The sequence below is a fragment of the Streptomyces sp. NPDC111656 genome, assembly GCF_055656965.1.
Map to the genome: position 1 here is coordinate 318,218 of NZ_JBVKCA010000003.1, position 23,259 is coordinate 341,476.

The window sequence follows — 23,259 nt, forward strand, 5'->3', positions numbered from 1 at the left end:
CGCCCGAAGCCTCAGCCTGTGGCGTCCACCAGGGCCAGTTCGTGCAGCCGCTCGGGTGGGCCCGGGCGGGCGTAGTACCAGCCCTGGGCCGTGTCGCAGCCCAGGATCCGCAACTGCTCGGCCTGTGCGCCCGTTTCGACGCCCTCCACGGTGACCGCGAGATCGAGGCTGTGGGCGAGCGAAACGATCCCCTCGACGATCTTGAGGTCGACGGGGTCGGCCGGGAACTGCTGCATGCCCTGGGTGAAGGAGCGGTCCAGCTTGAGGATGCTCACGGGCAGGCGGCGGAGATTGGCGAGGTTGGAGTAGCCGGTGCCGAAGTCGTCGAGGGCGATGTCGACGCCCATCTCGGCCAGGCGCCGCAGCGGCTTCAGCAGATCGTCGTCGGCGCCGATCAGCGCGGACTCGGTGACCTCCAGACACAGCGCCTCGGCGTCGAGACCTTCACGCTCCAGGATGTCGACCGTGTCCTGAACCAGACCCGGGTGGGTCAGCTGGCAGGGCGACAGGTTGACGTTGATCCGCAGCGGGCCCGAGTCGGCGTGCCGCTCCTGCCACTGGCGGGCCTGGCGGACCGACTGCTCCAGGACCCACCGGCCCAGCGGCACGATCAGCCCGGTGTGCTCGGCGAGCGGGATGAACCGGTCGGGGCCGAGGACGCCGTGCTGCGGGTGCAGCCAGCGCACCAGCGCCTCCGCGCCGTGCACGCTGCCGTCACCGAGGTGCACGAGCGGCTGGTACTCGATGAAGAACTCGCCCCGGTCCAGGGCCGCGGGCAGCGCCGTGGTGAGCCCGTGCCGGGTGATGGCGCGGGCGTCGGCCTCGGGATCGGCGAGCTCGAAGCGGTTGCCGCCCGCGGACTTGGCGCGGTACATCGTGATGTCGGCGCTGCGCAGCACCTCCGCCGGGCCGCGCTCACCCGCCGGACCCTCGACGATGCCGATGCTGCCGCGGACCGTCAGTTCCCGGCCGTCGATACGGACCGGGGTGACGAGGGCGTTCATGATGCGGTCGGCGAGCGCGTCCACCTCGCGCTCGGTGTCCGGTCCGGTGGTGAGGGCCACGAACTCGTCGCCGCCGAGCCGGGCGACCATCTCGCCGGGTGCGGTCGCGCAGGACTGCAACCGGTCGGCGACCTCGACGAGCAGCCGGTCGCCCGCCGCGTGCCCGAGGCTGTCGTTGATGGTCTTGAAACCGTCGAGGTCGAGGTAGCACAGGCCGAAGCGCTGGTCGTTGCCCCCGGACACCGCCTTCTCCAGGCGTTCGAAGAAGAGGGTCCGGTTGGGCAGACCGGTGAGCGCGTCGTGGGTGGCCTCGTAGCGCAGCCGCAGGTTGAGCAGCCGGCGCTCGGTGGTGTCCTCCATCAGCGCGAGCTGGTACTGCGGCCGGCCGTCCGCGTCACGCAGCAGGGACACCGTCAGGTTGGTCCACAGGGCGGTGCCGTCGGGCCGGTAGAAGGCTTTTTCGACGTGGTAGTGCTCGCGCTCGCCGCGTACCAACTCCTCGTACAGCCGCCAGACTTGGGGCGCGTCCTCGGGATGCGTCCACTCGGGGACCTTGCGGCCGCGCACGCCCTGCTCGGAACCGCCGAACATACGCAGCAGGGCTCCATTGACCTGCAGTATGTTGCCTTCGAGGTCGGCGATGCCGATTCCTATGGCCGCACCCTCGAAGACCGCGCGGAACCGGGCCTCGCTCGCGTGCAGCTCCTCGGCCACCGTGCTGCGCGCGTTCAACGCCGCCTGGGAGATGGCCTCCTGCTCGGCGAGCGTCCGCTCCCGCAGTGCCCCCGCGAAGCCCGCCGCCATGGCGTGCTGCAGGCGCGCCGAGCGGGTCCGCAGAGCCTCCTGGTGGCCGTCCTCGCCGCAGTAGAGCACCAGATAGGCGTCGACGCAGTCGAGACTGCGGCTGAGCGCCTCGGGGTCGGTGCAGTGCGCGGCGACCAGCGCGGCGCCGACCGTCTGACCCGCGGCCGCGTCGAAGGTCCTCGCCTTCAGCGCGTCACTCAACCCCCGGGCCAACGGCAGGAGTTGCTGCTCGAGCTCCGGCCGGGTCAGCGACGTGGAGGTGACCGGGAAGACCGCCCGGCTCCAGATCGTCGCGAACCTGCGCAGTCTGTCCTCCGGCCCGTCCGGTTCGCCCGTCACGCCGTGCGCCCCACACCTGCGAACCCCGAGAAGGAATAGGGATCCTCGTCCTCGGGTGCCGTGTCGGGCCGCCAGATCGGCATCGGCACCAGACCGGGTTCCACCATGTCGTACCCCTCGAAGAACCGCGCGATCTCCTCGCGCGAGCGCATGATCAGCGGGTTGCGGATGTCCTTGTACACGTCGACCGCGCCCTCGGCCCGCTCCGGCGGGAGCGGGATTCCCTCGTACGACGCATGCGTGAGCACGAGCAGACTGCCCGGCGCCAGCGCGTCGCGCAGCTCGGCCACCGCACTGTACGGGTCGTCCGCGTCCTCCACGAAGTGCAGTATGGCAACGAGGAGGAGGGCCACCGGACGGTTCAGGTCGATCAACCGCTGCACCTGGGGAGTCGCCAGGATCTCCTGGGGCTTGAGCAGATCGGCCGCGACCACGTCCGCGTCCTCGTTGTCCCGCAGGACGGCCTGGCTGTGCGCGACGGCCACCGGGTCGTGGTCCACGTACACGACGTGCGCGCCGGGCCTGGCCGTCTGGGCGATCTCGTGGACGTTGCCGAAGGTCGGGATGCCGGAGCCGATGTCGAGGAACTGGTCGATGCCCTCGTCGGCCGCGAAACGCACGGCACGGCGCATGAACGCCCTGTTCGCCTGCATCACCTTGGGCAGTCCCGGCATGAACTCCATCGCCTTGCGCGCGGCTTCCCGGTCGACCTCGAAGTTGTGCGAACCGCCCAGGTAGTAGTCATAGATACGGGACACGCTCGGCACCGAGATGTCAATGCTCCGGGGGGCCCAGGCGGGACGCTCCATCTATCTCTCCAAGGCGTAGTCGACGACGTAGGCGATCCGGTGTTCGAGCTGAGGCTACTGATCGTCCGCCAAAGGGGCGAGTCAAAACGGAAATTGACCGTCCGTTCACCGTCACTGCCTCGGGCATGTGCCGAATTGGCGGCCGGTGCAGGTCAGTCGAACACGCCGTCCGCTGTCACCGCGAAATCGATGCGAAGCATTCCAAAAAGTTCGCGGGAGTTACGAAGCGTCGCGACGGTATCGAGGGGTCGGGTATCCCCGGTGTGGAAAACTCCCGGGCGTTCGTGCGGCAAGTGAACCGCGCCGTGATCCGCACGCCTCACGTCGTCCGGTCCGCGCGCCCCGCGCGTTCCGGGTACGCCAAGAGGTCCGCCCCCTCCGTGCGGTGCGGAGGGGGCGGACCCGGGTCGTACGCGTTGTTCCGAGCGAGATCGATCAACCCTGGGGAGGTGATCCTCTACTTCGGCGCGCCGACCGGCTTTCCGTCGGGGGCGACGGCGTACCAGGTGCCGCCCACGCCCTGACCGTTGGTGTCCCCGGCCGCCTTGTCACCGGAGAAGGTGTAGATGGGCCAGCAGTTGACGGTCATCTGCTTGGCGCCGTCCGGGCGGGTGAAGCCCATCAGGCCCTTCTTCTGCACGCCCTTGGTGTCACTGGCGGAGACCGGGGCCACGACGGGCCACTTCTCCAGGCAGGCACCGATGCAGGCGGACTTCGGGACGGGCCAGGCCTGGTCCTTCAGGAAGCGGTAGACCGTCCGGCCGTTCTTGTCGACGACGATCTCGCCGAGCTTGGGGTCGTTGCGGGTCGACAGGCCCGGCAGGGAGGCCAGGGTGGCCTTCTTGCCGTCGGGGGCGGAGGCGTACCAAGTGCCGCCGACACCCTGGCCGTTGGTGTCGCCGGCCTTGGTGTCCTTGGCGTACCGGTACATCGGCCAGCCGCCGATCGTCAGCTGCTTGGTGCCGTCCGCGCGGGTGACCTCGCCGAGCAGGGCCTTGTCCACACCGGTGGCGGCCACGGCGCCGTCGGCGGGAACGGGCGGCCAAGCGGTCGCGCAGTCGCCGTCACAGTTCGACTTCGGCGGCTCGGCGGTGTCCTTCTCGAAGCGGTACAGGGTGAATCCGGCGCTGTCGGCCAGCACCTTGCCGAGCGTCGTGCTTTCCGCGACGGCCAGCTGACCTGCGGATTCCGCCTTGGGGGCGGCACTCTGCTGGTCGGCGCCGTAGCCGTTGGGAGAAGTGGTGCTGCTACTGGTGGCCTGACCGTAACCGTTGGCAGCGGCGGCGGCGCCCACGTTCTGGCTCCCCGTCGACTGGGTGCCCGATTCCTGACCGCACGCCGTCGTGAGCGCCAGCACGGCCGCAGCTGTCGCTACGAGTGAGGCGCTCCGCCAGGAGGTCTTCATTGGGTAACTCCCACTGTTCGCGTTAAGGGTTGCAGCGCCCTGCTGCGCCGCGCATGGCCCTAGGTACGGGCGGGAGTGGCGGATGTGTTCAACGGCCGCACAAAAAACTTTCGGAACGCTGTGACACACCCCGCGCCGGCATGTATCTCGCGCATCTGTTCCCACCCCGGTGGCCGTGCCCCGAGGGGGCGTCAAACCGGTGCGAGCCGGACGTCCTTCGTTCGGGGGCAATACCCGTCGGCTCCGGCGTGCGCGAGCGCGATACGCCTCATGATCTCCGTCGTGCATGGACCACAGCGGACCCGGTCCGCCCTCGTCATACGGGTGTTGGCGCTGCTGACGCTGACCTGGATCATCGGCGGCGCGCCGGCCTCGGCGGCGGTCGCCGACTCCTGCGCGTACGCCTCCATCGGCCCGGACGGCACGGACGCGGTGGCGGTGGCCGGCGGCGACCTCTGCACCATCAGCCCACCGCCCCCGTCGCCCACGCCCCCACCCACTCCGAAACCGCCGCCCCCACCACCCCCGGCGCCTCCGCCCAAGCCCAGGCCGAAGCCCCCACCACCGGCTCCCCCGCCACCGCCTCCGCCCGCCTCGCCGACCCCGCGACCCCCCGCCGTGGCGGCCCCGCCGAGGCCGGCACCTCCGCCGGCGCCGAAGCCGAAGCCCACACCGACACCGACGCCCTCGCCCACGCCCAAGGCGCGGCCCAGACCGTCGGCGACCCCGGTGAGTTATCCGGCCTACCACGCCCCGACGCGCAAGCACTCGCCCCGCAGCGGACCGTCCCTGGTCTCGCTCACCCTGCTCGTCACCGTGCCCGCGTTGCTCGCCGTCGCGGCGCTGCGTCCGCGCTGACCCCTGGAGGCATCCTTGTCGGAATGGCTTGTTCTCGTCCTCGCGATGGCGGCGGCGTGTGTCGTCGTCCTCGTCGTGTCCCTCGTACGCACCCGCCGGGCCCCCGACGACGAGGATCCGTCCGAGACCCCGGACGTGATCGAATACATGACCATGATGATCGGCGTGGTGTACGCCATCGTCCTGGGACTGGCCATCGCCGGGGTCTGGGAGGCCCGCAGCGGCGCCCAGGACCATGTACAGGCGGAGGCCCAGGCCCTGCACGAGATCTCGGAGCGGGTCCGCGTCTACCCGCCGGACGTGCGCGACCGTATTCGCGGCGACGTCGACGCGTACGTCGGATACGTCGTCAAAACCGAGTGGAAGACCATGGCCGACCACGGCCGTGTCACCACCAAGGGCGGCCGGCTCTTCGAGGTCGTCCGCCAGGACGTCAGCGACTACAAGCCGAGGTCGGACTTCGAGGCCCAGACCTACCAGCCGCTGGTCGATCAGGTGACCGCGGCCGACGCGGCACGCAACGCCCGCGCCGGCTCGACGGACGCGACCATGCCGGGCGTGGTGTGGTTCGGGCTGATCACCGGAGCCGTGGTCACCATCGGGATGGTGTTCGCGCTCCAGATCCGGCGCACCAAGCGGGAACTGATCCTCGCCGGGCTCTTCTCCGCCCTGATCGCGTTCCTGCTCTTCCTGATCTGGGACTTCGACGCGCCCTACAGCCGGGGAATCACAGCCTCGGCGGAACCGTTCACGGCACTGTTCCCGCACCTTCCGAAGTGACCGGCCTCGCATAGCGGCCGGAGGATCGGGGGACGGACGCCACGCCGCGTTCGTCCCCCGATCGCGCACCCACATTCCCCCGTACGGCCCACCGGATTACCCCATTCGCACAACTGCGATCGCGCCCACGTGCACGCCTTCCTAGCGTTTCGAACATCGAGGCGCATTTCAGACGCAGGCGGAAGGTCCGCAACAAGGCTCCTCGGGGACCCGGAGGCTCACCATGCACGCGATACGCGTCGCTTCGGCCGCACTGCTGGGCGTGTCCGCCCTCACCCTTTCCGCAACCGCCGCTCTCGCCGGAAACAGCGACGGAGACGGTGACGGCGGCCGTGACGGTGGCCGGGGCAACAACATCACGTCGTTCGGCTTCAACGTGCAGCCGCAGAGCATCGCGGCGGGCGGCCGACTCCGGCTGACCGCGGAGAGCTGCGACTCCGTCGCCAGGGTCTCCTCGGAAGTCTTCGACACGGTCACGATCCCCAAGGGCCAGTCGTCGGCGACGGCCCTGATCGACGGGGACGCCAGAGCGGGCTCGGTGTACCAGGTGACGTTCCAGTGCGGCAACGAGAGCGGCCACACCGAGCTGACCATCGCCCCCGGCCGCGCCGGCACCACCTACTCCGACCCGGCCCAGGTCCAGGTCCCGGCCTCCGTGCAGCGAGGCGTCAAGGCCGGTGTCGGTGGGAGCTCCGGCGGTGGCTTCGACCTCAAGGAGATCGGCCTGGGAACCGCGCTCATCGCCGGCTGTGTCGGCACCGCGTGGTCCATGACGCGCTGCCGCGTCACGGACGAGGAATCGTGACCGCTCGCCGCTCGGGGCCGTCCTCGCCCCGGATCTCGGCGAGAAGGTCCGGGGCGAAGGCCTGTCAGACACGCGGTACGCGGGGCACCTCCAAGGGTGAGGGCACCGATCAGATCCGCCGCTCGGACCTGCGGCGCCGCCAGAACAGCCCACCGCCGACGACGCCGGCGGTCAGCAGTCCGCTGCCGATCGCGACGTCGGCGGGCGCCGCTCCACCGACGCTGCCACCCAGACCAGCGTGGACACTGCCGATGACGGTGAAGGCGGCGGGCCGGGTCAGCCTTCGGCCGTCACAGCGGGCCGTGACGTCGTACGACCCCGGGTGCGCGTCACGGTCGACGACGACCGTCGCGATGGACGTGTCACCGCCCACCCGGCGCAGCAGGGTGGTGCGGAAGACCCGCGAGGAGACCGTGCTGCCGGGCCTCAGGCACGCTTCGCCGTTCACGGTGATCGACAGCTGGCCGCCCCGCGCGATGACACTGGGCCGGACGATGATGTTCCGCACCTCGCCTCGGCCGAAGTCATCGAAGCGGTCGTAGTCGTTGAACCGGCCGTTGTCGTTGAACCGGCCGTTGTCGTTGAACCGGCCGTTGTCGTTGAACCGACCGTTGTCGTTGAACCGGCCGTTGTCGTTGAAGCCCGGGCGGCCGCCACCGACCACGCCACCGCCGCCGATCACCACGCCCCCGCCACCGACGACGCCACCGCCACCGACCACCCCGCCACCGACGACGCCACCGCCGCCCACCACGCCACCGCCACCGACCACCCCGCCGCCACCGACCACACCACCGCCGTTGGTCAGCCCGGTGCCATTGCCCGGTCCACCGGGGTTGCCCAGTCGCTCGCTTCCGCTCGGCTCGTCGTTGCTCGGCTCGTTGTTGCTCGACTCATTGCTGCCCGGTTCATTCGATGCCGTCGCCATCGGGGCGGCGAGCCCCATCGCGGCGACCACAGCGGCAGAGACCGCCAGGGCACGAGTTGTACGCATGTGATCCTCCGCGGAAGACGCCCCGGGAACCGTCCCCGGTCGATCGGCGAGAAAGCGCCTCCCATACAGACCCTCAGATGCGGCGCACAGGGACGCATTTCGAGAATGGTCCGTCCTGGTGAGAAGACACGCCGAAGGATTTCCACACAATCGGATATTGCCGCAGGTCACGGACCGTCAGAAATTTCCTGCCCTCGGCAACTCGGATGGCTCACCGCGCGGATGCCCCGACACCCGTTCGCCCGCGCCCCGTCGCCTGCCGGGCATGCTGCACTTAGCGTTCCGGTATGCGCGACGGACGCGGCGACGGCCGCGTCGAGAGGGGATGGCGAATGTTTGCGTCCGAGGTGGCCGAAGAGGAGGAGAGACAGAAGAAGCGCGCCCCGTGGGGCGTAATAGCGCTTGTTCTGCTGACCGGCCTCGCACTCATTCGGAACGGTTCCGGTGAGTTCGACGTGGGCCCTCCGCAGCCCGCGACGGCGGCGGCAGCGGACAGCAGGACGCCCGTCGCCACCTTCTCCAACGGACCCGCCGCGTTGCCGTACTCCGTGGTGGACCGGGTCAGGATCCCGGCGATCCAGGTGAATGCCCCGGTCGTGCCGGTGGGTCTCGACTCGGCCGGCTGGGTCGACGCGCCACCGCCCGACAATGCCAATCTCGCGGGCTGGTTCACCGGCGCGGTGTCGCCCGGCGAGAAGGGCACGGCCGTGATCGTGGGCCATGTGGACAACATGCGGGGACCGGCCGTCTTCTACGGGCTCGGTTCTCTCAAGAAGGGAAACCGGGTCGAGGTCCAGCGAAAGGACGGGAAGACCGCCACCTTCGAGATCTACGGCGTCGACGTATTCGCGAAGAAGAACTTCCCCGGTGACCGGGTGTACGGCAGCAAGGGCACCCCTGAATTGCGGGTCATCACCTGCGGAGGCGGTTTCTCCAAGCAGCACGGCTACGACGGGAACGTCGTCGTGTTCGCCCACCTGGTCGAGGTCCGCTGAGATTCCCCGCCGACGGGCCCGGGCGGTGTTCCCGGGCCCGTCGGCGGAGTCGGGGGCGACCGCGCCCGCTCCCCGCTCAGAAGTCCTGACGGTGCGGCACCGTGAGGTGGTAGCCGGAGTCGAGGAGTACGGGCAGGTAGTCGCGCAGGGCGCGGACGGTCTGGGAGCGGTCGCCGCCCGCGTCGTGGGAGAGGACGACGACGCCGGGGGCGGCGCCCCCCTCCACCCGGTCGATGATGGTGGCGGTGCCCGGGGTGGTCCAGTCGAGGCTGTCGACCGTCCAGGCCATCGGTTCCATGCCGAGGTCGGCGCCGATCTGGAAGGTCGCCCGGTTCCAGGCCCCGTAGGGCGCGCGGAACCAGAGGGGCCGTTTGCCGTAGGCGTCCTCGATGACGTCGCTGGTGCGCGCGATCTCGGAGCGGATCTCGGAGCGCCGGAGGCCTGTCAGCAACGGGTGCGTCCAGGTGTGGTTGCCGACGACGTGCCCGTCGTCGGCCATCTCGGCCAGCAGGTCCTTGTTGTCGACGGCCATCTCCCCGCAGACGAAGAACATCGCCCGTACGTCGTGCTTGCGCAGCGTGCGCAGAATGCTCGGGGTGTAGCGCGGATCGGGTCCGTCGTCGAAGGTCAGCACCATCGCGTGGCCGCGCCCGCTCACCCGCATGATCGGCTCACGCCGGACGGGGGGCTTGCCGGGCGTCGGGCGCGGCGGAGTGGCTCCGGTCATCGGCTCGAGGCGGTACGTGGAGGGCTTGAGTGCCTTGCGCGCCTGCGGGCCCCCGGCCGCGGGCGTGCCGCGCACCGGGCTCCCGGTCGGATCGGCGGCGAGGACGCGGGCGCCCGCAGCCGACAGGACGGCGGCGCCGGCGATCAACGCCCGGCGCCGCGTGAACAGCTTATCCTTTTTCATGATTAATCAGTCGCCCAGCGGAAGCGCGGCGCGGCTGAGCAACACCGGTGCGGACTCGGGAAAGCACCCGTTGGGACCAGCTCAGCGCTGACGCACCAGGGGGAACGGCAATGTCTCCCGAATCGTCAGCCCCGTGAGGAACATGACCAGGCGGTCCACGCCGACGCCGAGCCCGCCGGTCGGCGGCATCGCGTACTCCAGCGCGTCGAGGAAGTCCTCGTCGAGTTCCATCGCCTCGGGATCTCCCCCGGCGGCCCGCAGCGACTGCGCGGTCAGCCGCCGCCGCTGCTCCACGGGGTCGGTCAACTCCGAGTAGGCGGTGCCCAGTTCGATGCCGAAGGCGACGAGGTCCCAGCGCTCGGAGAGGCGCGGGTCGGTGCGGTGCTGCCGGGTGAGCGGGGAGACATCGGTCGGGAAGTCCTTGTAGAACGTGGGCAGCAGGGTCTTCTCCTCGACCAGTCGTTCGTACATCTCCAGCACGACGTCGCCCTGTCCGTCGTCCGGCCGATACGGCACTCCCGCGCGGTCGCACAGCCGGTGCAGGTCCGGCACGGACGCGCCGGGGTCCACCTCCTCCCCCAGAGCCTCCGAGATCGCGCCGTACACCGTCTTGACCGGCCACGGGCCGGAGATGTCGTGCTCGGTGCCGTCCTTGCGGGCGACGGGCGCGCCGAAGGCGGCGGTCGCGGCGCCCTGGATCAGTTCGCGGGTGAGGTCGAGCATCACGTCGTAGTCGGCGAACGCCTGGTAGGCCTCCAGCATGGTGAACTCGGGGTTGTGCTTGTAGGAGACGCCCTCGTTGCGGAAGGTGCGCCCCATCTCGAAGACCTTCTCCAGGCCGCCCACGCACAGCCGCTTGAGGTAGAGCTCGGGAGCGATGCGGAGGTACATGTTCAGGTCGTAGGCGTTGATGTGGGTGGTGAACGGGCGGGCGTTGGCGCCGCCGTGGATCTGCTGGAGCATCGGCGTCTCGACCTCGAGATAGCCCCGGTCCAGCAGGCCCTGGCGCAGCGCCTGCACGACGGTGGAGCGGGTCCGCAGGACCTCGCGGGCGTCGGGGCTGGACACCAGGTCGAGATAGCGGCGGCGCACCTTCGCCTCGGGGTCGGCGAGGCCCCGGCGCTTGTCGGGCAGCGGGCGCAGGCATTTGCCGGTGAGCTGCCAGGAGAGGACGAAGACGGTCGGTTCGCCCAGGTCGCTGACGCCGACGAGGCCCTCGGCGGTGATGTGGTCGCCGATGTCGACGTCCTGGCGGAAGCGCCTGAGCTCGGGTCCGGACTCCAGCCGGGTGAGGGCGAGCTGGAGATCGCCGGACCAGTCGCGCAGGACGGCGAACACGATCCCCCCGAAGTCCCGTACGAGGACGACGCGCCCGGCGACGGTCACGTGCCGTCCCGCCGGTCCCGCGCGGACCTCGGCGAGGGTGTGGGTGCGGGACGGGACGCCCACCGGGTAGGGGTCGACTCCGTCGGCGCGCAGCCGGTCGAGTGTGCGGTGGCGCAGGCGGATCTGTTCGGGCAGGCCCGCGGTCGGATCGGTGGCCGCCGCCTCGCCCTCGTCGAGACCGAGGGCCGACAGCGGGGGCAGGCCCGCGGTGCTCGCGGGCTGGGGTCCGGTCCGCGGGTGCCCCTTGCCCCAGAGCTTGCGCAGCGAGGGCACGGAGACGAAGCCCTCGGCGATGCCGGACGCCAGGCCGATGCGGGCGAGGGAGCCGGTGTCGCCGTAACAGATGAAGCGGGGGTACCACTCGGGCTGGAATTTGGCGTTGGACCGGTAGAGGGCCTCCAGCTGCCACCACCGGGAGAAGAACAGCAGCAGCCCGCGCCAGAGCCGGAGCACCGGCCCCGCACCGATCCGGGCGCCCTCCTCGAAGACCGACCGGAACACCGCGAAGTTGAGGGAGATGCGCCGTACGCCGAAGGTCCCGGCCGCCGCGCACACCTCGGCGACCATGAACTCCATGACGCCGTTCGGGGCGCTGCGGTCGCGGCGCATGAGGTCGAGCGAGATGCCGTCCTTGCCCCAGGGCACGAAGGACAGCAGCGCGAGGAGCTTGCCCTCGGGCGTCAGGGCCTCGACGAGCAGGCAGTCGCCGTCCGCGGGGTCGCCGAGCCGGTCCAGCGCCATGGAGAAGCCGCGCTCGGTCTCGGTGTCGCGCCAGGCGTCCGCCCTGTCGATGAGCTCCTCCATCTCCTCGTCGGTGAGGCTGGAGTGGCGGCGTACCCGGCAGGTGGCGCCGGTGCGCCGTACGCGGTGCACGGCCTGGCGGGTGACACGCATGTCGCGGCCGTCCAGGTCGAAACCGGCGACGTACAGGATCGCCTCGTCGCCGAGTTCGAGCGCGCCGAGCCCGGCGCGCGCGAAGGCCTTGGCGCCGTCCTCCGAGGTGCCCATGACGGCGGGCGCCCACGCGTAGCGGCGGGCCAGGTCGAGCCAGGCCTCGATGGCGTGCAGCCAGGCCTCGCGGTCGCCGACGGGGTCGCCGCTGGCCAGGCAGACGCCGGCCTCGACGCGGTAGGTGACGGCGGCCTTGCCGCTGGGTGAGAAGACGACGGCCTTGTCGCGGCGGGTGGCGAAGTAGCCGAGGGAGTCGTCGGCGCCGTACGCCCGCAGGAGGGCACGGATGCGGGCCTCCTCGTCGCCGCGCAGGGCCGCCTCCAGGCGCTGGGAGCGGAAGAGAGTGGCGACGGCGTTGAGCTGGGCGAGGGCGCCGAGAAGGCCGAGGACGAAGAAGAGCTTGCGCGGCGGGCGCCCGCTGAACGAACTGCTGGGGACCAGCCCGCCGCACACCCGGCTGGCCGCCCACAGCAGCCGTTCCGCCGAGGCCAGCGTGCCGGGGAACCACTCGACCAGGCCCCAGCCGATCAGGATCGCCACGGCGAGTCCGACGAGCAGTACGGCCAGGGCGCGCCATACGGCGCCGCGCCGGGAGTCGGCGTAGAACTCGCGGCGCGCCACGATCAGGAGGACCAGCAGCAGTCCGCAGGCGACGAAGGACGGCAGCGACTCGGCGTACAGGCCCATCGCCAGGCCCACGATGTCGAAGAAGACCAGCACGCCGAGGTAGACGACGACCAGCCACCAGGCGACCTTCTTGCGGGCGGCGGTCGCGGCGGCGAGCAGGAAGAGGAAGACGGCGTACGCGAGGTTGGCGCTGACCGGGACGATCAACAGGTCGAGGAAGGCCACGACGGGGTGCAGCAGACGGCGCACGGGGGCGAAGAAGGCCAGCAGGACGCACAGCAGCGAGAGGGTGCCGAAGAAGGCCGCGAAGCCTTCGGGCACCTTGCTGAGGAAGCCGACCCGGGACGGCGGTACGGGACCCGTGGCGTCCCTCGGTCCGCGGGCCTCCACGGTGGCGCTCATGGTGTCGACTCTAGGAAGCCCCGGCGGCAGGCGCCCGTCGAGCGCCGTGCCCCTCGTCGCCGACGCAAACGGCGGTCGTGGCGGGCCGTGGCGGCGGACACTTCACCCGTTCCGTCCCATGCGGGACGCCGCGGGCCCGCCCTGCCCCCGACCTGCGGCTTCCGATAACCTCGGTGGTGTGGCGGAACAGCAACCCTCGCACCGGTTCGAGCGTGGCACGGACGGTCCCAAGGTCATCGTCGTCGGAGTGGACGGCTCCGACTCGTCCCTGCGCGCGGCGTCCTACGCCGGCGGGCTGGCCAGGCGGCAGCACTCGCTGCTCGCCGTCGTGTACGTACAGCCCGTCATGGCCGCCGGAGCGGCACTCGGGGCGCCGGTCGCCGAGACGACCGACCAGATCGCCGAGGACCTCGTCGCGCAGATCCGGGACGCCGCCGAGCGGGTCAAGGACATCTTCGCGGTGCGCTGGGAGTTCCACACCTTCCGCGGCGATCCCTACAACGGTCTGGTGACGGCGGCCGACGAGCTCAAGGCGGACGCCGTGGTGGTCGGTGCCTCCGAGCAGGCAGGGCACCGGATCATCGGGTCGGTGGCGATCCGGCTGGTGAAGGCGGGCCGCTGGCCGGTCACGGTCGTCCCATAGACCCCACGGGGTCCATGGACTCCGTGGGTCCTACTGCGCCATCATCAGACCGCCGTGGGCCGCGCCGCGGCTGAGCACCACGTCACGGATGCGGTCGCGTACACCGGCCAGGTCGGCGCCCTGGGCCAGAGCCGCGTTGATGTCGACGACCCGCCCGGCGTCGATGTCGAACACCTGCGGTACGAACTCCGCCTTCGTGACCTCCCAGCGGTCTCCCTTGCGCGCGGGCGGGGCGAAGGTGAAGCGGGCGAGGGTGCTCTCGTTGCCCCGGGAGTCCTGGAGACCTTGGCGGTTGAACATCTCGCCCGCGATCTGGTCGCCCATCCCATAGACGACCCACGTGCCGTTGACCTTCTCGTAGGCCTGCGGGACACGCGCGTGCGTGCCGAGGATCAGGTCGATGTCGGGCCGCCCGTCCGTGCGCGAGGCGGTGAGCTCCCGACTCAGCGTCGTCTGCTGGGTGTTGGGCTGTTCCTGCCATTCGGTGCCCCAGTGCAGGGACACGACGACCACGTCGGCGCCCGCCTTCCTGGCGGCCCGGGCGTCCGCGAGGATCCGGTCGCGGTCGATGAGGTTGACGCTCCAGGGCTGCCCCTGGGGCATCGGGAAGCCGTCCGTGCCGTAGGTGTAAGCGAGGTGGGCGACCATCGCGTTGCCCGCGCGCAGGAGGGTGGGCACATACGCCTCGTGCTCCGTGCGCGCCGATCCCGCGTGCCGTACGCCGGCGAGGTCGAGGGCGTCCAGAGTGCGCCGTACGCCCGCGGCGCCGTCGTCCAGGGAGTGGTTGGAGGCGGTGGAGCAGGCGTCGTACCCGGTCGCCGCGAGCCCGTCGGCCACCTGCGGTGGAACCTTGAAGGCCGGGTTGCCGGTGCGGTCGCCGTCGGGTCCGTACACGGTCTCCATGTGACAGATCGCCAGATCGGCACCGGCGACCAGGGGTTTCACCCCCTCGAACATCGGCAGGAAGTCGTACCCGGTGCCGCCCGCGTCGGCGTTCGCCCGCTCGGTGACCGAGGTGTGCGCCAGCACGTCGCCGGAGGCGACGAGGGTGAAGCTGTGGGGGGTGAGGGGCGCGCCCGGCTGCCCACTGCTACTGCTCCGGGCCGACGGCTCCCGGTCGGCCCGGCAGCCGGCGCCCACGACAAGTACGGCCGCGAGAGCGATGGCGGCCAGTCGACTACGTGTGATCATGCCCAGCCTCGATGTAGTCATATTTAACTAGGAAGTGAGGCAAATCCATCCAATCGAAAGGATGGAGTCAAGAAGCGACGCGCATCCGTAGCCCGTCCGGCCCTCGGGGAACCGCCCGACGGGGCGCCACCGGGCCCCGCTGAACCGTTCACCGCGCCGTTCACCGACGGCATCGACCGCCCACCGCAGACCCGCGCCCCGGGCCTGTCCCAGCGGAGCGGCACCCGCTGGCATACACGCCATGACGGCCGGAACCACCACCAAGACGACCGCCGAACACGAGTTGGCCGCGCTGCAGCGCGAGCACGGCCGGCCCCTCTTCGCCCTGCTCCTGCGACTCTCCGACGGCGACCGCCAACGCGCCGAGGATCTGCTGCAGGAGACGCTCGTCCGCGCCTGGCAGCACCCCGAGGCGCTGCGCGCCGACGACTTCGACTCCGTACGCCCCTGGCTGCTCACCGTGGGGCGGCGGCTCGCGATCGATGCGCGGCGGGCCCGCCAGGCGCGTCCGCCGGAGGTCGGGGACGCGGTGCTGGAAAGTGCGCGGGTCTGCGCGGATCACGCCGAAAGGTCGGCGGCGACGCTCGATGTGCGGGAGGCTGTGAAGACACTCACTCCCGAGCACCGTGAAGTCCTGGTGCTGGTGTACTTCCAGGGGGCGAGTGTGGCGGAGGCCGCCGCGGCGCTCGGGATTCCGCCCGGTACCGTGAAGTCTCGTGCGTACTACGCGCTGCGCGCCCTGCGCCGGGTTCTTCCGGGATACGCGGCCGACCTGCGGTGAAACCGAAGGCCGAGTCAAACCTCCGTAAAGCGCCTTGCTGAGGACCATGGTTGAGCAATCAGCTGTCCTCATCCGTGTTCCGGATTGGGGGGAAACCCCCAAGGGCTCGGGATCGGGCGACGCGCACGCAAACCGGAGGAAGGCAGGAAGGGATGCTGCACAGAGGCCAAGAGAGCACGGACGGCACCGGCGGTGGGGAACTCACCGTCCCCATGGCGTGGTTGTACGCCGAGTACATCGCCGACGAGCTGCTGCGGACCGGCGACCTGATGCCGCCCACGTCCTTCGAGTTCCGCGCCGGGCGTGACGCCCTGGCGCTGACCATCTTCCTCTCCGACACCGACGGCGAGCTCTCGGGCATCCGGGTCGTCTCGCAGTTGGAGACCTGGCTCTCGCTGACGGCGTACGACCAGCCGTGGCAGGACTGGGTGCGCGAGCACATGGCGCGGCGCTCGGCCGAGGCGGTCGAGTCCGGCGGCCCCGACCCGGACCTGGAACTGGCGACGGCGGCCTGGCGCTGGCTGGAGGAGACCGAACTGCTCGCCCCGGACCTGGACGCCGTGCCCGGCGGCGGGCCGATCCCGGGCGAGGACGACGGTCCGAAGGTATGGACACCGGCCTGGCGACTGGGTCTGCCCCTGGGACATCTGGCGATCCATCTCTTCTGATCGCCACGACACCGGGCGGACCGCCGGTAACCCCTGTTCAGGGCTCCGCACTCCGCCAAACAAGTTTTCCGCACAACTTTTTTCGGGCTCGCACCAATCCGCGAGCCCACCCGCTCCGAATGTCTTGGCCGCGATTCCGAACGAGTCTTGAGTGATTCGACGGTCTGGTGCGTACCCGTGGGCAACAGCAACACCACTCCCACCCCCGCACCATCGCCACGAGGATTCGGTATTCGGTATGAGGTCCCTGGAACGGCATCGCGACGTCGGCGCTTACGCGCTCGGCGTGCTGGACGAGGCGGAGGCGTTCCGCTTCGAGGATCACCTCATGGAGTGCCCCCAGTGCGCGGCGCACGTGAGTGAGTTCAGGCCCGCCACGCGGCAGCTGATGCTGTACCGGCATGCCACCCCGCGCTCTGTGCACCCCTTCGCCGCCCCCGGGCCGCGCCTGATGGACAAGCTCCTCAGTGAGGTGGCGACCCGGCACCGGGCCGGGCGCAGGCGCTGGTTGTACGCGGTGGCCGCCGCCGTGGTGCTCGCGGTGGGCGGTCCGTCGATCGCGATGGTCACGTCGCACGGTTCCGGGTCACAGACGGCCGCGGTCGCCTCGACGGACGCGCAGACCGGCGTATGGGCCAAGGTCACCACCGCGGACCGCATCTGGGGCAGCCAGGTCGAGGTCGAGGTCAAGGACGCCGGGGGCCCGCGCCCCTGTCAGCTCGTCGCCATCGGCAAGGACGGTTCGCAGCAGACGGTGACGAGTTGGATGGTGCCCGCGCACAACGGCGAGGCGACCACCCTGCAGGGCGGCGCCGCGCTCAAGTCCGATGAGATCAGCCGGTTCGAGGTGCGTACGACGGACGGCAAGCACCTGGTGACCGTCACGCCCCACTGATCCCGGGCTGTTCCCCGCTGCTCCCGGACTATTTGAGCAGCCGGGACAACCGGCGGTCCGCGAGTGGCTTGCCTCCCGTCTGGCAGGTCGGGCAGTACTGCAGCGAGGAGTCGCTGAAGGAGACCTCGCGGATGGTGTCGCCGCACACCGGGCACGACTCGCCCGTTCTGCCGTGCACCCGCAGCCCACTCTTCTTCTCCGCCTTGAGGCGCCCCGCGGCCAGCCCGTGGGAGCGCTCCACCGCCTCGGTGAGCGTGGAGCGCAGCGCCTCGTAGAGGCGGGTAGTCTCCTCGGGGGTCAGTGAGGCGGCCAGCTTGAAGGGGGACATCCTGGCGGCGTGCAGGATCTCGTCGCTGTACGCGTTCCCCACACCGGCGATCAGGCTCTGGTCCCGGAGTGCGCCCTTGAGTTGGCGGCGCTCACCCGCGAGCAGCCGGGCGAACCGTGCCTCGTCGAAGTCGGCGGCGAGCGGGTCGGGGCCGAGGCGGGCCACGCCGGGGATCTCCGCCGGGTCCCGGACGACGTACACCGCGAGTCTCTTCTGGGTGCCGGCCTCGGTGAGGTCGAAGCCCTCGCCGGTCTCCAGGGCGACACGCAGCGCGAGCGGGCCCTTGCCGGGGCGGGGCGGGCCGTCGGGCAGCGTGTCCCTCCAGTGCAGCCAGCCCGCGCGGGCCAGGTGGGTCACGAAGTGCAGTCCGTCGGCCTCGATGTCGAGGAATTTGCCGTGCCGGCGCACGGCGGTCACCTCGCGGCCCTCGAAGGCGGTGACGGGCGGGTCGTAGGTCTTCAGGACGCTGATGGCGACGGGCAGCACGCGCACGACCTCGCGGCCGACGAGATGGTCGGCCAGGAAGTCCTTGAGCGCCTCGACCTCTGGCAGTTCCGGCATGGCTCCAGAGTGCCACCCCCCACCGACAACACCAGCCGAACCGCCCACCTCCTGAGGCGACGGCGGCCGGTCCCCCGCGCCCCCCGGTCAGCTCCGTTCCGGGACCAGGAACTCGCACCACACGCACTTGCCGCCGCCGCGCGCCTCCACGCCCCAGACGTCGGCGAGGCGGTCGACCAGGAGGAGTCCGCGGCCGGAGACGCCGGACTCGCCCGCCTCACGGCGGCGCGGCAGGGCGCTGGAGGAGTCCTCGACCTCCGCGCGCAGCCGGCGGCCCGGACCGCTGAGGACCCGCAGGGTGACGATCGCGGCGCCTTCGGTGTGTATGAGGGCGTTGGTGATCAGCTCGTCGGCGACCAGTTCGACCTCGTCGGCGCGCTCTCCCCCGCCCCAGGCGCGGACCGCGGCCCGGATCATGTGCCGGGCCTCGGTGAGCGCCTCGGGGTCGCCGGGCGCGACATGCTGCTGGAGCCGCCCGCCGGACTGCTGGGGCCCGGGGCCCCGGCGGCGCAGCGCCAGCAGGGCCACGTCGTCGTCGCCGCCGCGTTCCTCGGCCACGTCGATGAGCCGGTCGGCGAGGTCGCGTACGTCGTCCGGGCCCGAGCGGATCAGCTCCATGAGGGTGTGCATGCCCTCGTCGAGGTCGACGCCGGGCTGTTCGACCAGGCCGTCGGTGCACAGCACCAGGGTCTGCCCGGGGTCCAGTTCGACCGTGTCGACGGGGTATTCGAGGCGTCCGAACAGAGCGGACAGGCCGAGCGGCAGGCCCCCTTGGACGGACTGCCGGCGGCAGGTGCCGTCGTTCTGCCGGATCACCGGGTCGATGTGGCCGGCCCGCACCAGCTGGACGACTCCGGTGGACAGGTCGGCCTCCGCGTACAGGCAGGTCGCGAAGCGTTCGGTGTCGAGTTCGTGCAGGAAGACCGAGGCGCGGGCCATCACGGTGGCGGGGGTGTGCCCCTCGGCGGCGTAGGCCCGCAGCACGATCCGCAACTGGCCCATGACGGCGGCGGCGTGGGTGTCGTGGCCCTGGACGTCCCCGATGACGGCGCCGACGCGACCGCCGGGCAGCGGGATCACGTCGTACCAGTCGCCGCCGATGTCGCGGCCGAGGGAGGCGGAACGGTAGCGGACGGCGATGTCGGCGCCGGGCACGTTCGGTATGGAGCGCGGCAGCATGGCCTGCTGGAGGCCCTGCGCGAGGTCCTTCTCCTGCTCGTAGAACATGGCCCGCTGGAGGCTCTGGGCGATGCTGCTGCCGAGCGCGACGAGGACGTTGCGCTCCTCCGACGAGAAGCCGCGCCGGTCGTTGTACAGCAGTCCCATCGCGCCGATGGGGCGGGCCTGGGCGATGAGCGGCAGGTAGGCGGCCGAGGTGATCTTGAGGTCGGTGATGTTCGGCCACAGCAGCGGATACGACTCGGCGAAGTCCTCGGGCGACTCGATGAAGCGCGGGGCGAGGGTGCGTACGACCTCGCTCATCGGGTACTGCTCGTCGATGCGGGTGACCATGGTGCCGGGGACGAAGCTGCCTTCCGGGCCCTCGGCGACCAGCCGTATGCGTCCGGCCTCGACGAGGCCCATGACCAGGCTCGTCGCGCCGAGGTGGGTGAGGCCGTGGGAGTCCTTGAGGACGTCGATGACGTCCTGGACGGTGCGGGCGTGGGCGAGGGCGGCCGTGGTGATCTGCACGACGCTCGTCTGCTGGCGCCGCGCCTCGTCCTGGGCCGCCTGTTCGCGGCGCGCAGCTCTCTCGCCGAGTTCCTGCGTGGCGTCGCGGACGATGCCGATGATCCGGCGCGGCCGGCCCGTCCCGTCGCGGCGGATGTAGCCCTGGGTGTGGGTCCAGCGCAGTGAGCCGTCGCGGCAGCGGATGCGGAAGTAGGCGCCGTAGTTCTCGCTGCCGTCCTTGAGGGCGTGCGAGACCAGCGTGTCGAGACGGATCCCCTCGGTCGCGGGCACTCGCAGGGACAGGGTCTCGGGGCGGCCGTCGTACTCCCCGGGACGCACGTCGAAGACTTCGTGGGCCTGGGCGTCCATCTGCATCAGACCGGAGTCCAGGTCCCATTCGAAACTGCCCATGCGGTTGAGCGCCAGGATCGGATCCGGGTGGGCGGGCCAGTCGTCCGGGAGTGACAGGGCGCTCGCTCCCCGATCAACCATGCGCCCACCTTGCCAGCATTCGGCCGATTATTCGACTTCTGGGAAGTCCGGAATTCGACGTCGAGGGAGTCCGGATTCGGCCTCCCTCGACCGCTCGGCGCTCAGCCGTCGAAGACGTCCGTAGGGGCGTCGAAGACGGTGTCCGCTTCGGGCGACTCGTCGGGGATCAGACCACCGCCGTCGGGCAGGTCGGGGATCTCCGGAACGGTGTCGGGGCCGATCTCGTCCTCCGAGGGGTCCAGCGGGGCGAGGGGGTCCTGCGGGGCGTTCCGGTCGCTCTCCGTGGAGTTGGGGTCGGGGGTCGGCGGTCCCGTCGGCGGGGCGGTCGTGGTGGGCGGGAGACAGTCCGAGACCGCGGCCACCGGAGCCTCCGTCGGCGCGCCACCGTCCGGCATGCCCGGGGTTCCCTCCGGGGTGACGGTCAGGGTGGGCGTCACACAGTCGGACGGCGGCTCCTCCGCGAAGGGGCCCGTCCGCGGGCTCTGCTCCGGGACCGCGCTCGGGCTTGTACCGGGACTCGTACCGGGACTTGTGCCGGGGCTTGTGTCGGTGCGACGGCCGGGGCTCGCGGCCGCGACCGGCGGCCGCAGGACGACGTCCCGGTGACCGTCGTCCCCGATCAGCCGTTCGATCCACCTGTTGTCGACGATGTCGATGATCGTGATGTTTCTGATCGCGGTGGACGCCGGGGTCACGACGACAACGTTGCCAGGGCGGAAACCGGACCAGGGCTGCCCCTGGGTCCCCGGGGTCGTCCTGGACACGACGGGCGGGTTCAGCGGGTTGCCGCCGGCGCAGCGCACCCGCGGCATGCCCCGGTTGTCGACGAGGACCGCGGTGCCCCGCTGGAGGACCGACTGGAAGGTGGTCGCCCGGCCGTCACGGAAGCCGTGGTCGGTGACCTGTGTGTCGGCGCGCAGCACGACCGAGGTCAGAGCGTGCAGGAAGTCCGGGACGGCCGCCTGCGGGACGCCCGCCGCCTGCGCGAAGGAGCGCGCCTTGCCCGGGTCCGAGGAGAGGAAGCCGATCTGCTTCTCGACGTCACAGCTGCCGACGGCCCGGGTGCCGCCGTAGAGGCCGGGTGTGGAGCCGGGGAAGGAGCGCACGCCCTGCGGGGCGGAGCCACGGTTCGCGGGTGTCGCCGGATACGGCATTCGGGTGATGAACGGCGAGTCGGCGGCCGTGGACGCGGTGAACGGGTCGCGGCCACCGCCGGCGACCGGCTGCAGGAGGACCTCACCGCCGTCGGCCCCGGACTCCGCGCTCTCGCCGCCTCGGCCGCCACACCCGGCGACGAGGAGCGCCGCCGAGAGCGCACAGGCCATGACGAAGGCTCGGGTGGGTATGTGCACCACGCTGTTCTCCTGTCGCACCATGTTCTCCCGTTGCACTGCTTCCTCCCGTTGCACCACGACCTCCCGGCCGTTCAGGGCATTTCGTCCACTATTGTCTGCGTCGCCCAGTTGGCGCACGCAAGCGGAGACGGTCACCCAGCGTCACAATGGAAGACAAGGGAAGAGGAGTGGCTCGCGTGGAGTGGTTCGTCGCCCCCGACTACTGGCTGAGCCGGCTGGTCTTCCAGCGGGCCCTGGCCGTGGTGTACCTCGTCGCCTTCCTGGGCGCGGCGCTCCAGTTCCGTGCGCTGATCGGGGAGCGGGGGATGCTTCCGGTGCCGCGGTTCCTGGCGCGGGTCGCGTTCCGCGACGCGCCGAGCGTGTTCCACCTGCGCTACTCGGACCGCTTCTTCGCGGCCTGGGCCTGGGCGGGCTGCGCGGTGTCGGTGGCGCTGATCGCCGGCCTGGACCAGCGGCTCCCGCTCTGGGGTGCGATGGTGCTGTGGCTGGTGCCCTGGGCGATGTACCTGTCGATCGTCAATGTGGGCCAGACCTGGTACGCGTTCGGCTGGGAGTCCCTGCTCCTGGAGGTCGGTTTCCTCGCCGTGTTCCTCGGCAACGACGAGGTGGCCCCGCCGGTCGTCGTGCTCTTCCTGCTGCGCTGGGTGCTGTTCCGCGTGGAGTTCGGCGCCGGGCTGATCAAGATGCGCGGGGACTCCTGCTGGCGGGAGCTGACCTGCCTCGACTACCACCACGAGACGCAGCCGATGCCGGGACCGCTGAGCTGGTTCTTCCACCGCCTCCCCAAACCCTTCCACCGGGTCGAGGTGGCGGCGAACCACTTCACCCAGCTCGTCGTGCCCGTCCTCCTCTTCACCCCGCAGCCGATCGCGACGGCGGCAGCGTCGCTGATGGTCCTCACCCAGCTCTGGCTGGTCCTGTCCGGCAACTTCTCCTGGCTGAACTGGACCACCATCGTGCTGGCCCTGTCCGCGATCGAGTTCCCCACCACTGCCCCGCGCGTGGCAGGCCCGCCCCTCTGGTACGAGATCGTGGTCCTCGCGGTCGCGACGGGCCTGGTGGCCCTCAGCTACCGCCCCGCCCGCAACCTGATCTCCCGCCGCCAAGTCATGAACCGCTCCTTCGACCCGCTGCACCTGGTCAACACCTACGGCGCGTTCGGCAGCGTCAGCCGGGTGCGCCACGAGGTGGTCGTCGAGGGCACGGCGGACCCCGTGCCGCGGGAGGACTCGGAGTGGAAGGAGTACGAGTTCAAGGGCAAACCGGGCGATCCCCGCCACTGGCCGCGCCAGTACGCGCCGTACCATCTGCGGCTCGACTGGCTGATGTGGTTCGCGGCGCTCTCCCCCGCGTACGCCGCCTCCTGGTTCACGGGCCTGGTCGAACGGCTCCTGGAGAACGACCGGGACACACTACGGCTGTTGCGCCGCTGCCCGTTCCCGGCCGACGCCCCGCCCCGATACGTCCGCGCCCGCCTCTACCGCTACCGCTATACGACGTGGCATGAGCTGCGGGAGACGGGCGCGTGCTGGCACCGGACGTATGTGCGCGAGTTCCTGCCGCCGATGCGGCTGGAGTGGGTGGATCAGAGCCGGTAGACCGGAC

The 23,259-nt window shown here is 70.8% G+C and carries 19 protein-coding genes; 9 read left to right on the top strand and 10 right to left on the bottom strand.

Annotated elements, in window-relative coordinates; genetic code table 11:
• Positions 1–11: 11 nt before the first annotated feature.
• The 3 genes from ACZ7M3_RS11695 to ACZ7M3_RS11705 all read right to left on the bottom strand — a co-directional run bounded on the left by ACZ7M3_RS11695 (position 12) and on the right by ACZ7M3_RS11705 (position 4,361).
• The gene (locus ACZ7M3_RS11695; protein WP_472062641.1) at positions 12–2,147 is read right to left on the bottom strand and encodes a putative bifunctional diguanylate cyclase/phosphodiesterase; all 2,136 of its coding nucleotides are present in this window, start codon (positions 2,145–2,147) and stop codon (positions 12–14) included.
• On the bottom strand, positions 2,144–2,956 hold the full coding sequence (locus tag ACZ7M3_RS11700) for an SAM-dependent methyltransferase (RefSeq protein WP_067360827.1): 813 nt from the start codon (positions 2,954–2,956) through the stop codon (positions 2,144–2,146). Before ACZ7M3_RS11700 ends, ACZ7M3_RS11695 begins: the two co-directional genes overlap by 4 nt.
• Positions 2,957–3,413: 457 nt before the next feature.
• The gene (locus tag ACZ7M3_RS11705) at positions 3,414–4,361 is read right to left on the bottom strand and encodes an SCO0930 family lipoprotein (protein ID WP_472062643.1); all 948 of its coding nucleotides are present in this window, start codon (positions 4,359–4,361) and stop codon (positions 3,414–3,416) included.
• A 282-nt stretch (positions 4,362–4,643) separates the two neighbouring features.
• Between ACZ7M3_RS11705 and ACZ7M3_RS11710 the strand changes: the two genes are divergently transcribed.
• The 3 genes from ACZ7M3_RS11710 (at position 4,644) to ACZ7M3_RS11720 (ending at position 6,804) form a co-directional block, all read left to right on the top strand.
• Positions 4,644–5,219 (top strand): hypothetical protein, encoded by a 576-nt coding sequence (locus ACZ7M3_RS11710; protein ID WP_472062645.1) that lies wholly within the window; start codon positions 4,644–4,646, stop codon positions 5,217–5,219.
• Between the two features lie 15 nt (positions 5,220–5,234).
• Complete coding sequence (locus tag ACZ7M3_RS11715) at positions 5,235–5,999, top strand: bestrophin-like domain (RefSeq protein ID WP_355301237.1); 765 nt, start codon at positions 5,235–5,237, stop codon at positions 5,997–5,999.
• Between the two features lie 223 nt (positions 6,000–6,222).
• On the top strand, positions 6,223–6,804 hold the full coding sequence (locus ACZ7M3_RS11720) for a hypothetical protein (RefSeq protein ID WP_472062646.1): 582 nt from the start codon (positions 6,223–6,225) through the stop codon (positions 6,802–6,804).
• A gap of 109 nt (positions 6,805–6,913) precedes the next feature.
• Here ACZ7M3_RS11720 and ACZ7M3_RS11725 read toward each other — a convergent pair whose 3' ends face one another.
• A complete protein-coding gene (locus ACZ7M3_RS11725) occupies positions 6,914–7,798 on the bottom strand; it encodes a hypothetical protein (RefSeq protein ID WP_472062648.1) in 885 nt (294 codons plus the stop codon).
• A gap of 332 nt (positions 7,799–8,130) precedes the next feature.
• Here ACZ7M3_RS11725 and ACZ7M3_RS11730 point away from each other — a divergent pair, with 332 nt between their 5' ends.
• Positions 8,131–8,793 (top strand): class F sortase, encoded by a 663-nt coding sequence (locus ACZ7M3_RS11730; RefSeq protein WP_355301231.1) that lies wholly within the window; start codon positions 8,131–8,133, stop codon positions 8,791–8,793.
• Positions 8,794–8,869: 76 nt separating this feature from the next.
• Here ACZ7M3_RS11730 and ACZ7M3_RS11735 read toward each other — a convergent pair whose 3' ends face one another.
• Positions 8,870–9,703 (bottom strand): polysaccharide deacetylase family protein, encoded by an 834-nt coding sequence (locus ACZ7M3_RS11735; protein WP_472062650.1) that lies wholly within the window; start codon positions 9,701–9,703, stop codon positions 8,870–8,872.
• Positions 9,704–9,784: 81 nt separating this feature from the next.
• On the bottom strand, positions 9,785–13,069 hold the full coding sequence (lysX, locus tag ACZ7M3_RS11740) for a bifunctional lysylphosphatidylglycerol synthetase/lysine--tRNA ligase LysX (protein ID WP_472062652.1): 3,285 nt from the start codon (positions 13,067–13,069) through the stop codon (positions 9,785–9,787).
• 178 nt (positions 13,070–13,247) lie between these two features.
• Here lysX and ACZ7M3_RS11745 point away from each other — a divergent pair, with 178 nt between their 5' ends.
• Positions 13,248–13,712 carry a universal stress protein gene (locus tag ACZ7M3_RS11745; protein WP_067360854.1) on the top strand — a complete coding sequence of 155 codons (465 nt, stop codon included), beginning with the start codon at positions 13,248–13,250 and terminating at the stop codon, positions 13,710–13,712.
• Between the two features lie 30 nt (positions 13,713–13,742).
• On the opposite strand, the gene ACZ7M3_RS11750 is transcribed toward ACZ7M3_RS11745, so the two are convergent.
• Positions 13,743–14,903 (bottom strand): CapA family protein, encoded by a 1,161-nt coding sequence (locus ACZ7M3_RS11750; protein ID WP_472062654.1) that lies wholly within the window; start codon positions 14,901–14,903, stop codon positions 13,743–13,745.
• Positions 14,904–15,144: 241 nt separating this feature from the next.
• On the opposite strand from ACZ7M3_RS11750, the gene ACZ7M3_RS11755 reads away from it, so the two are divergent.
• The 3 genes from ACZ7M3_RS11755 (at position 15,145) to ACZ7M3_RS11765 (ending at position 17,247) form a co-directional block, all read left to right on the top strand.
• Complete coding sequence (locus ACZ7M3_RS11755) at positions 15,145–15,684, top strand: sigma-70 family RNA polymerase sigma factor (RefSeq protein ID WP_060899753.1); 540 nt, start codon at positions 15,145–15,147, stop codon at positions 15,682–15,684.
• A gap of 152 nt (positions 15,685–15,836) precedes the next feature.
• On the top strand, positions 15,837–16,352 hold the full coding sequence (locus ACZ7M3_RS11760) for a hypothetical protein (protein WP_472062656.1): 516 nt from the start codon (positions 15,837–15,839) through the stop codon (positions 16,350–16,352).
• A gap of 238 nt (positions 16,353–16,590) precedes the next feature.
• The gene (locus ACZ7M3_RS11765) at positions 16,591–17,247 is read left to right on the top strand and encodes an anti-sigma factor family protein (RefSeq protein ID WP_388518221.1); all 657 of its coding nucleotides are present in this window, start codon (positions 16,591–16,593) and stop codon (positions 17,245–17,247) included.
• A gap of 28 nt (positions 17,248–17,275) precedes the next feature.
• Here the strand turns inward: ACZ7M3_RS11765 and ACZ7M3_RS11770 are convergent, their stop codons facing one another.
• The 3 genes from ACZ7M3_RS11770 to ACZ7M3_RS11780 all read right to left on the bottom strand — a co-directional run bounded on the left by ACZ7M3_RS11770 (position 17,276) and on the right by ACZ7M3_RS11780 (position 21,654).
• A complete protein-coding gene (locus ACZ7M3_RS11770) occupies positions 17,276–18,136 on the bottom strand; it encodes an Fpg/Nei family DNA glycosylase (protein WP_472062658.1) in 861 nt (286 codons plus the stop codon).
• An 87-nt stretch (positions 18,137–18,223) separates the two neighbouring features.
• A complete protein-coding gene (locus ACZ7M3_RS11775; protein ID WP_472062660.1) occupies positions 18,224–20,299 on the bottom strand; it encodes a SpoIIE family protein phosphatase in 2,076 nt (691 codons plus the stop codon).
• 101 nt (positions 20,300–20,400) lie between these two features.
• Positions 20,401–21,654 carry a DUF6777 domain-containing protein gene (locus ACZ7M3_RS11780; protein ID WP_472062662.1) on the bottom strand — a complete coding sequence of 418 codons (1,254 nt, stop codon included), beginning with the start codon at positions 21,652–21,654 and terminating at the stop codon, positions 20,401–20,403.
• A gap of 176 nt (positions 21,655–21,830) precedes the next feature.
• On the opposite strand from ACZ7M3_RS11780, the gene ACZ7M3_RS11785 reads away from it, so the two are divergent.
• Entirely contained in the window at positions 21,831–23,252 is a 1,422-nt protein-coding gene (locus ACZ7M3_RS11785; RefSeq protein ID WP_472062664.1) for a lipase maturation factor family protein, read from the top strand.
• The last annotated feature ends 7 nt before the right edge of the window (positions 23,253–23,259 follow it).

Excerpts from the sequence above, each read along its gene's own strand:
- ACZ7M3_RS11700 (WP_067360827.1), bottom strand. The coding sequence starts at position 2,956 with ATGGAGCGTCCCGCCTGGGCCCCCCGGAGCATTGACATCTCGGTGCCG.
- ACZ7M3_RS11720 (WP_472062646.1), top strand. The coding sequence starts at position 6,223 with ATGCACGCGATACGCGTCGCTTCGGCCGCACTGCTGGGCGTGTCCGCC.
- ACZ7M3_RS11765 (WP_388518221.1), top strand. The coding sequence starts at position 16,591 with ATGAGGTCCCTGGAACGGCATCGCGACGTCGGCGCTTACGCGCTCGGC.
- ACZ7M3_RS11755 (WP_060899753.1), top strand. The coding sequence starts at position 15,145 with ATGACGGCCGGAACCACCACCAAGACGACCGCCGAACACGAGTTGGCC.
- ACZ7M3_RS11750 (WP_472062654.1), bottom strand. The coding sequence starts at position 14,903 with ATGATCACACGTAGTCGACTGGCCGCCATCGCTCTCGCGGCCGTACTT.
- ACZ7M3_RS11735 (WP_472062650.1), bottom strand. The coding sequence starts at position 9,703 with ATGAAAAAGGATAAGCTGTTCACGCGGCGCCGGGCGTTGATCGCCGGC.
- ACZ7M3_RS11760 (WP_472062656.1), top strand. The coding sequence starts at position 15,837 with ATGCTGCACAGAGGCCAAGAGAGCACGGACGGCACCGGCGGTGGGGAA.
- ACZ7M3_RS11770 (WP_472062658.1), bottom strand. The coding sequence starts at position 18,136 with ATGCCGGAACTGCCAGAGGTCGAGGCGCTCAAGGACTTCCTGGCCGAC.
- ACZ7M3_RS11725 (WP_472062648.1), bottom strand. The coding sequence starts at position 7,798 with ATGCGTACAACTCGTGCCCTGGCGGTCTCTGCCGCTGTGGTCGCCGCG.
- ACZ7M3_RS11775 (WP_472062660.1), bottom strand. The coding sequence starts at position 20,299 with ATGGTTGATCGGGGAGCGAGCGCCCTGTCACTCCCGGACGACTGGCCC.
- ACZ7M3_RS11705 (WP_472062643.1), bottom strand. The coding sequence starts at position 4,361 with ATGAAGACCTCCTGGCGGAGCGCCTCACTCGTAGCGACAGCTGCGGCC.
- lysX (WP_472062652.1), bottom strand. The coding sequence starts at position 13,069 with ATGAGCGCCACCGTGGAGGCCCGCGGACCGAGGGACGCCACGGGTCCC.
- ACZ7M3_RS11730 (WP_355301231.1), top strand. The coding sequence starts at position 8,131 with ATGTTTGCGTCCGAGGTGGCCGAAGAGGAGGAGAGACAGAAGAAGCGC.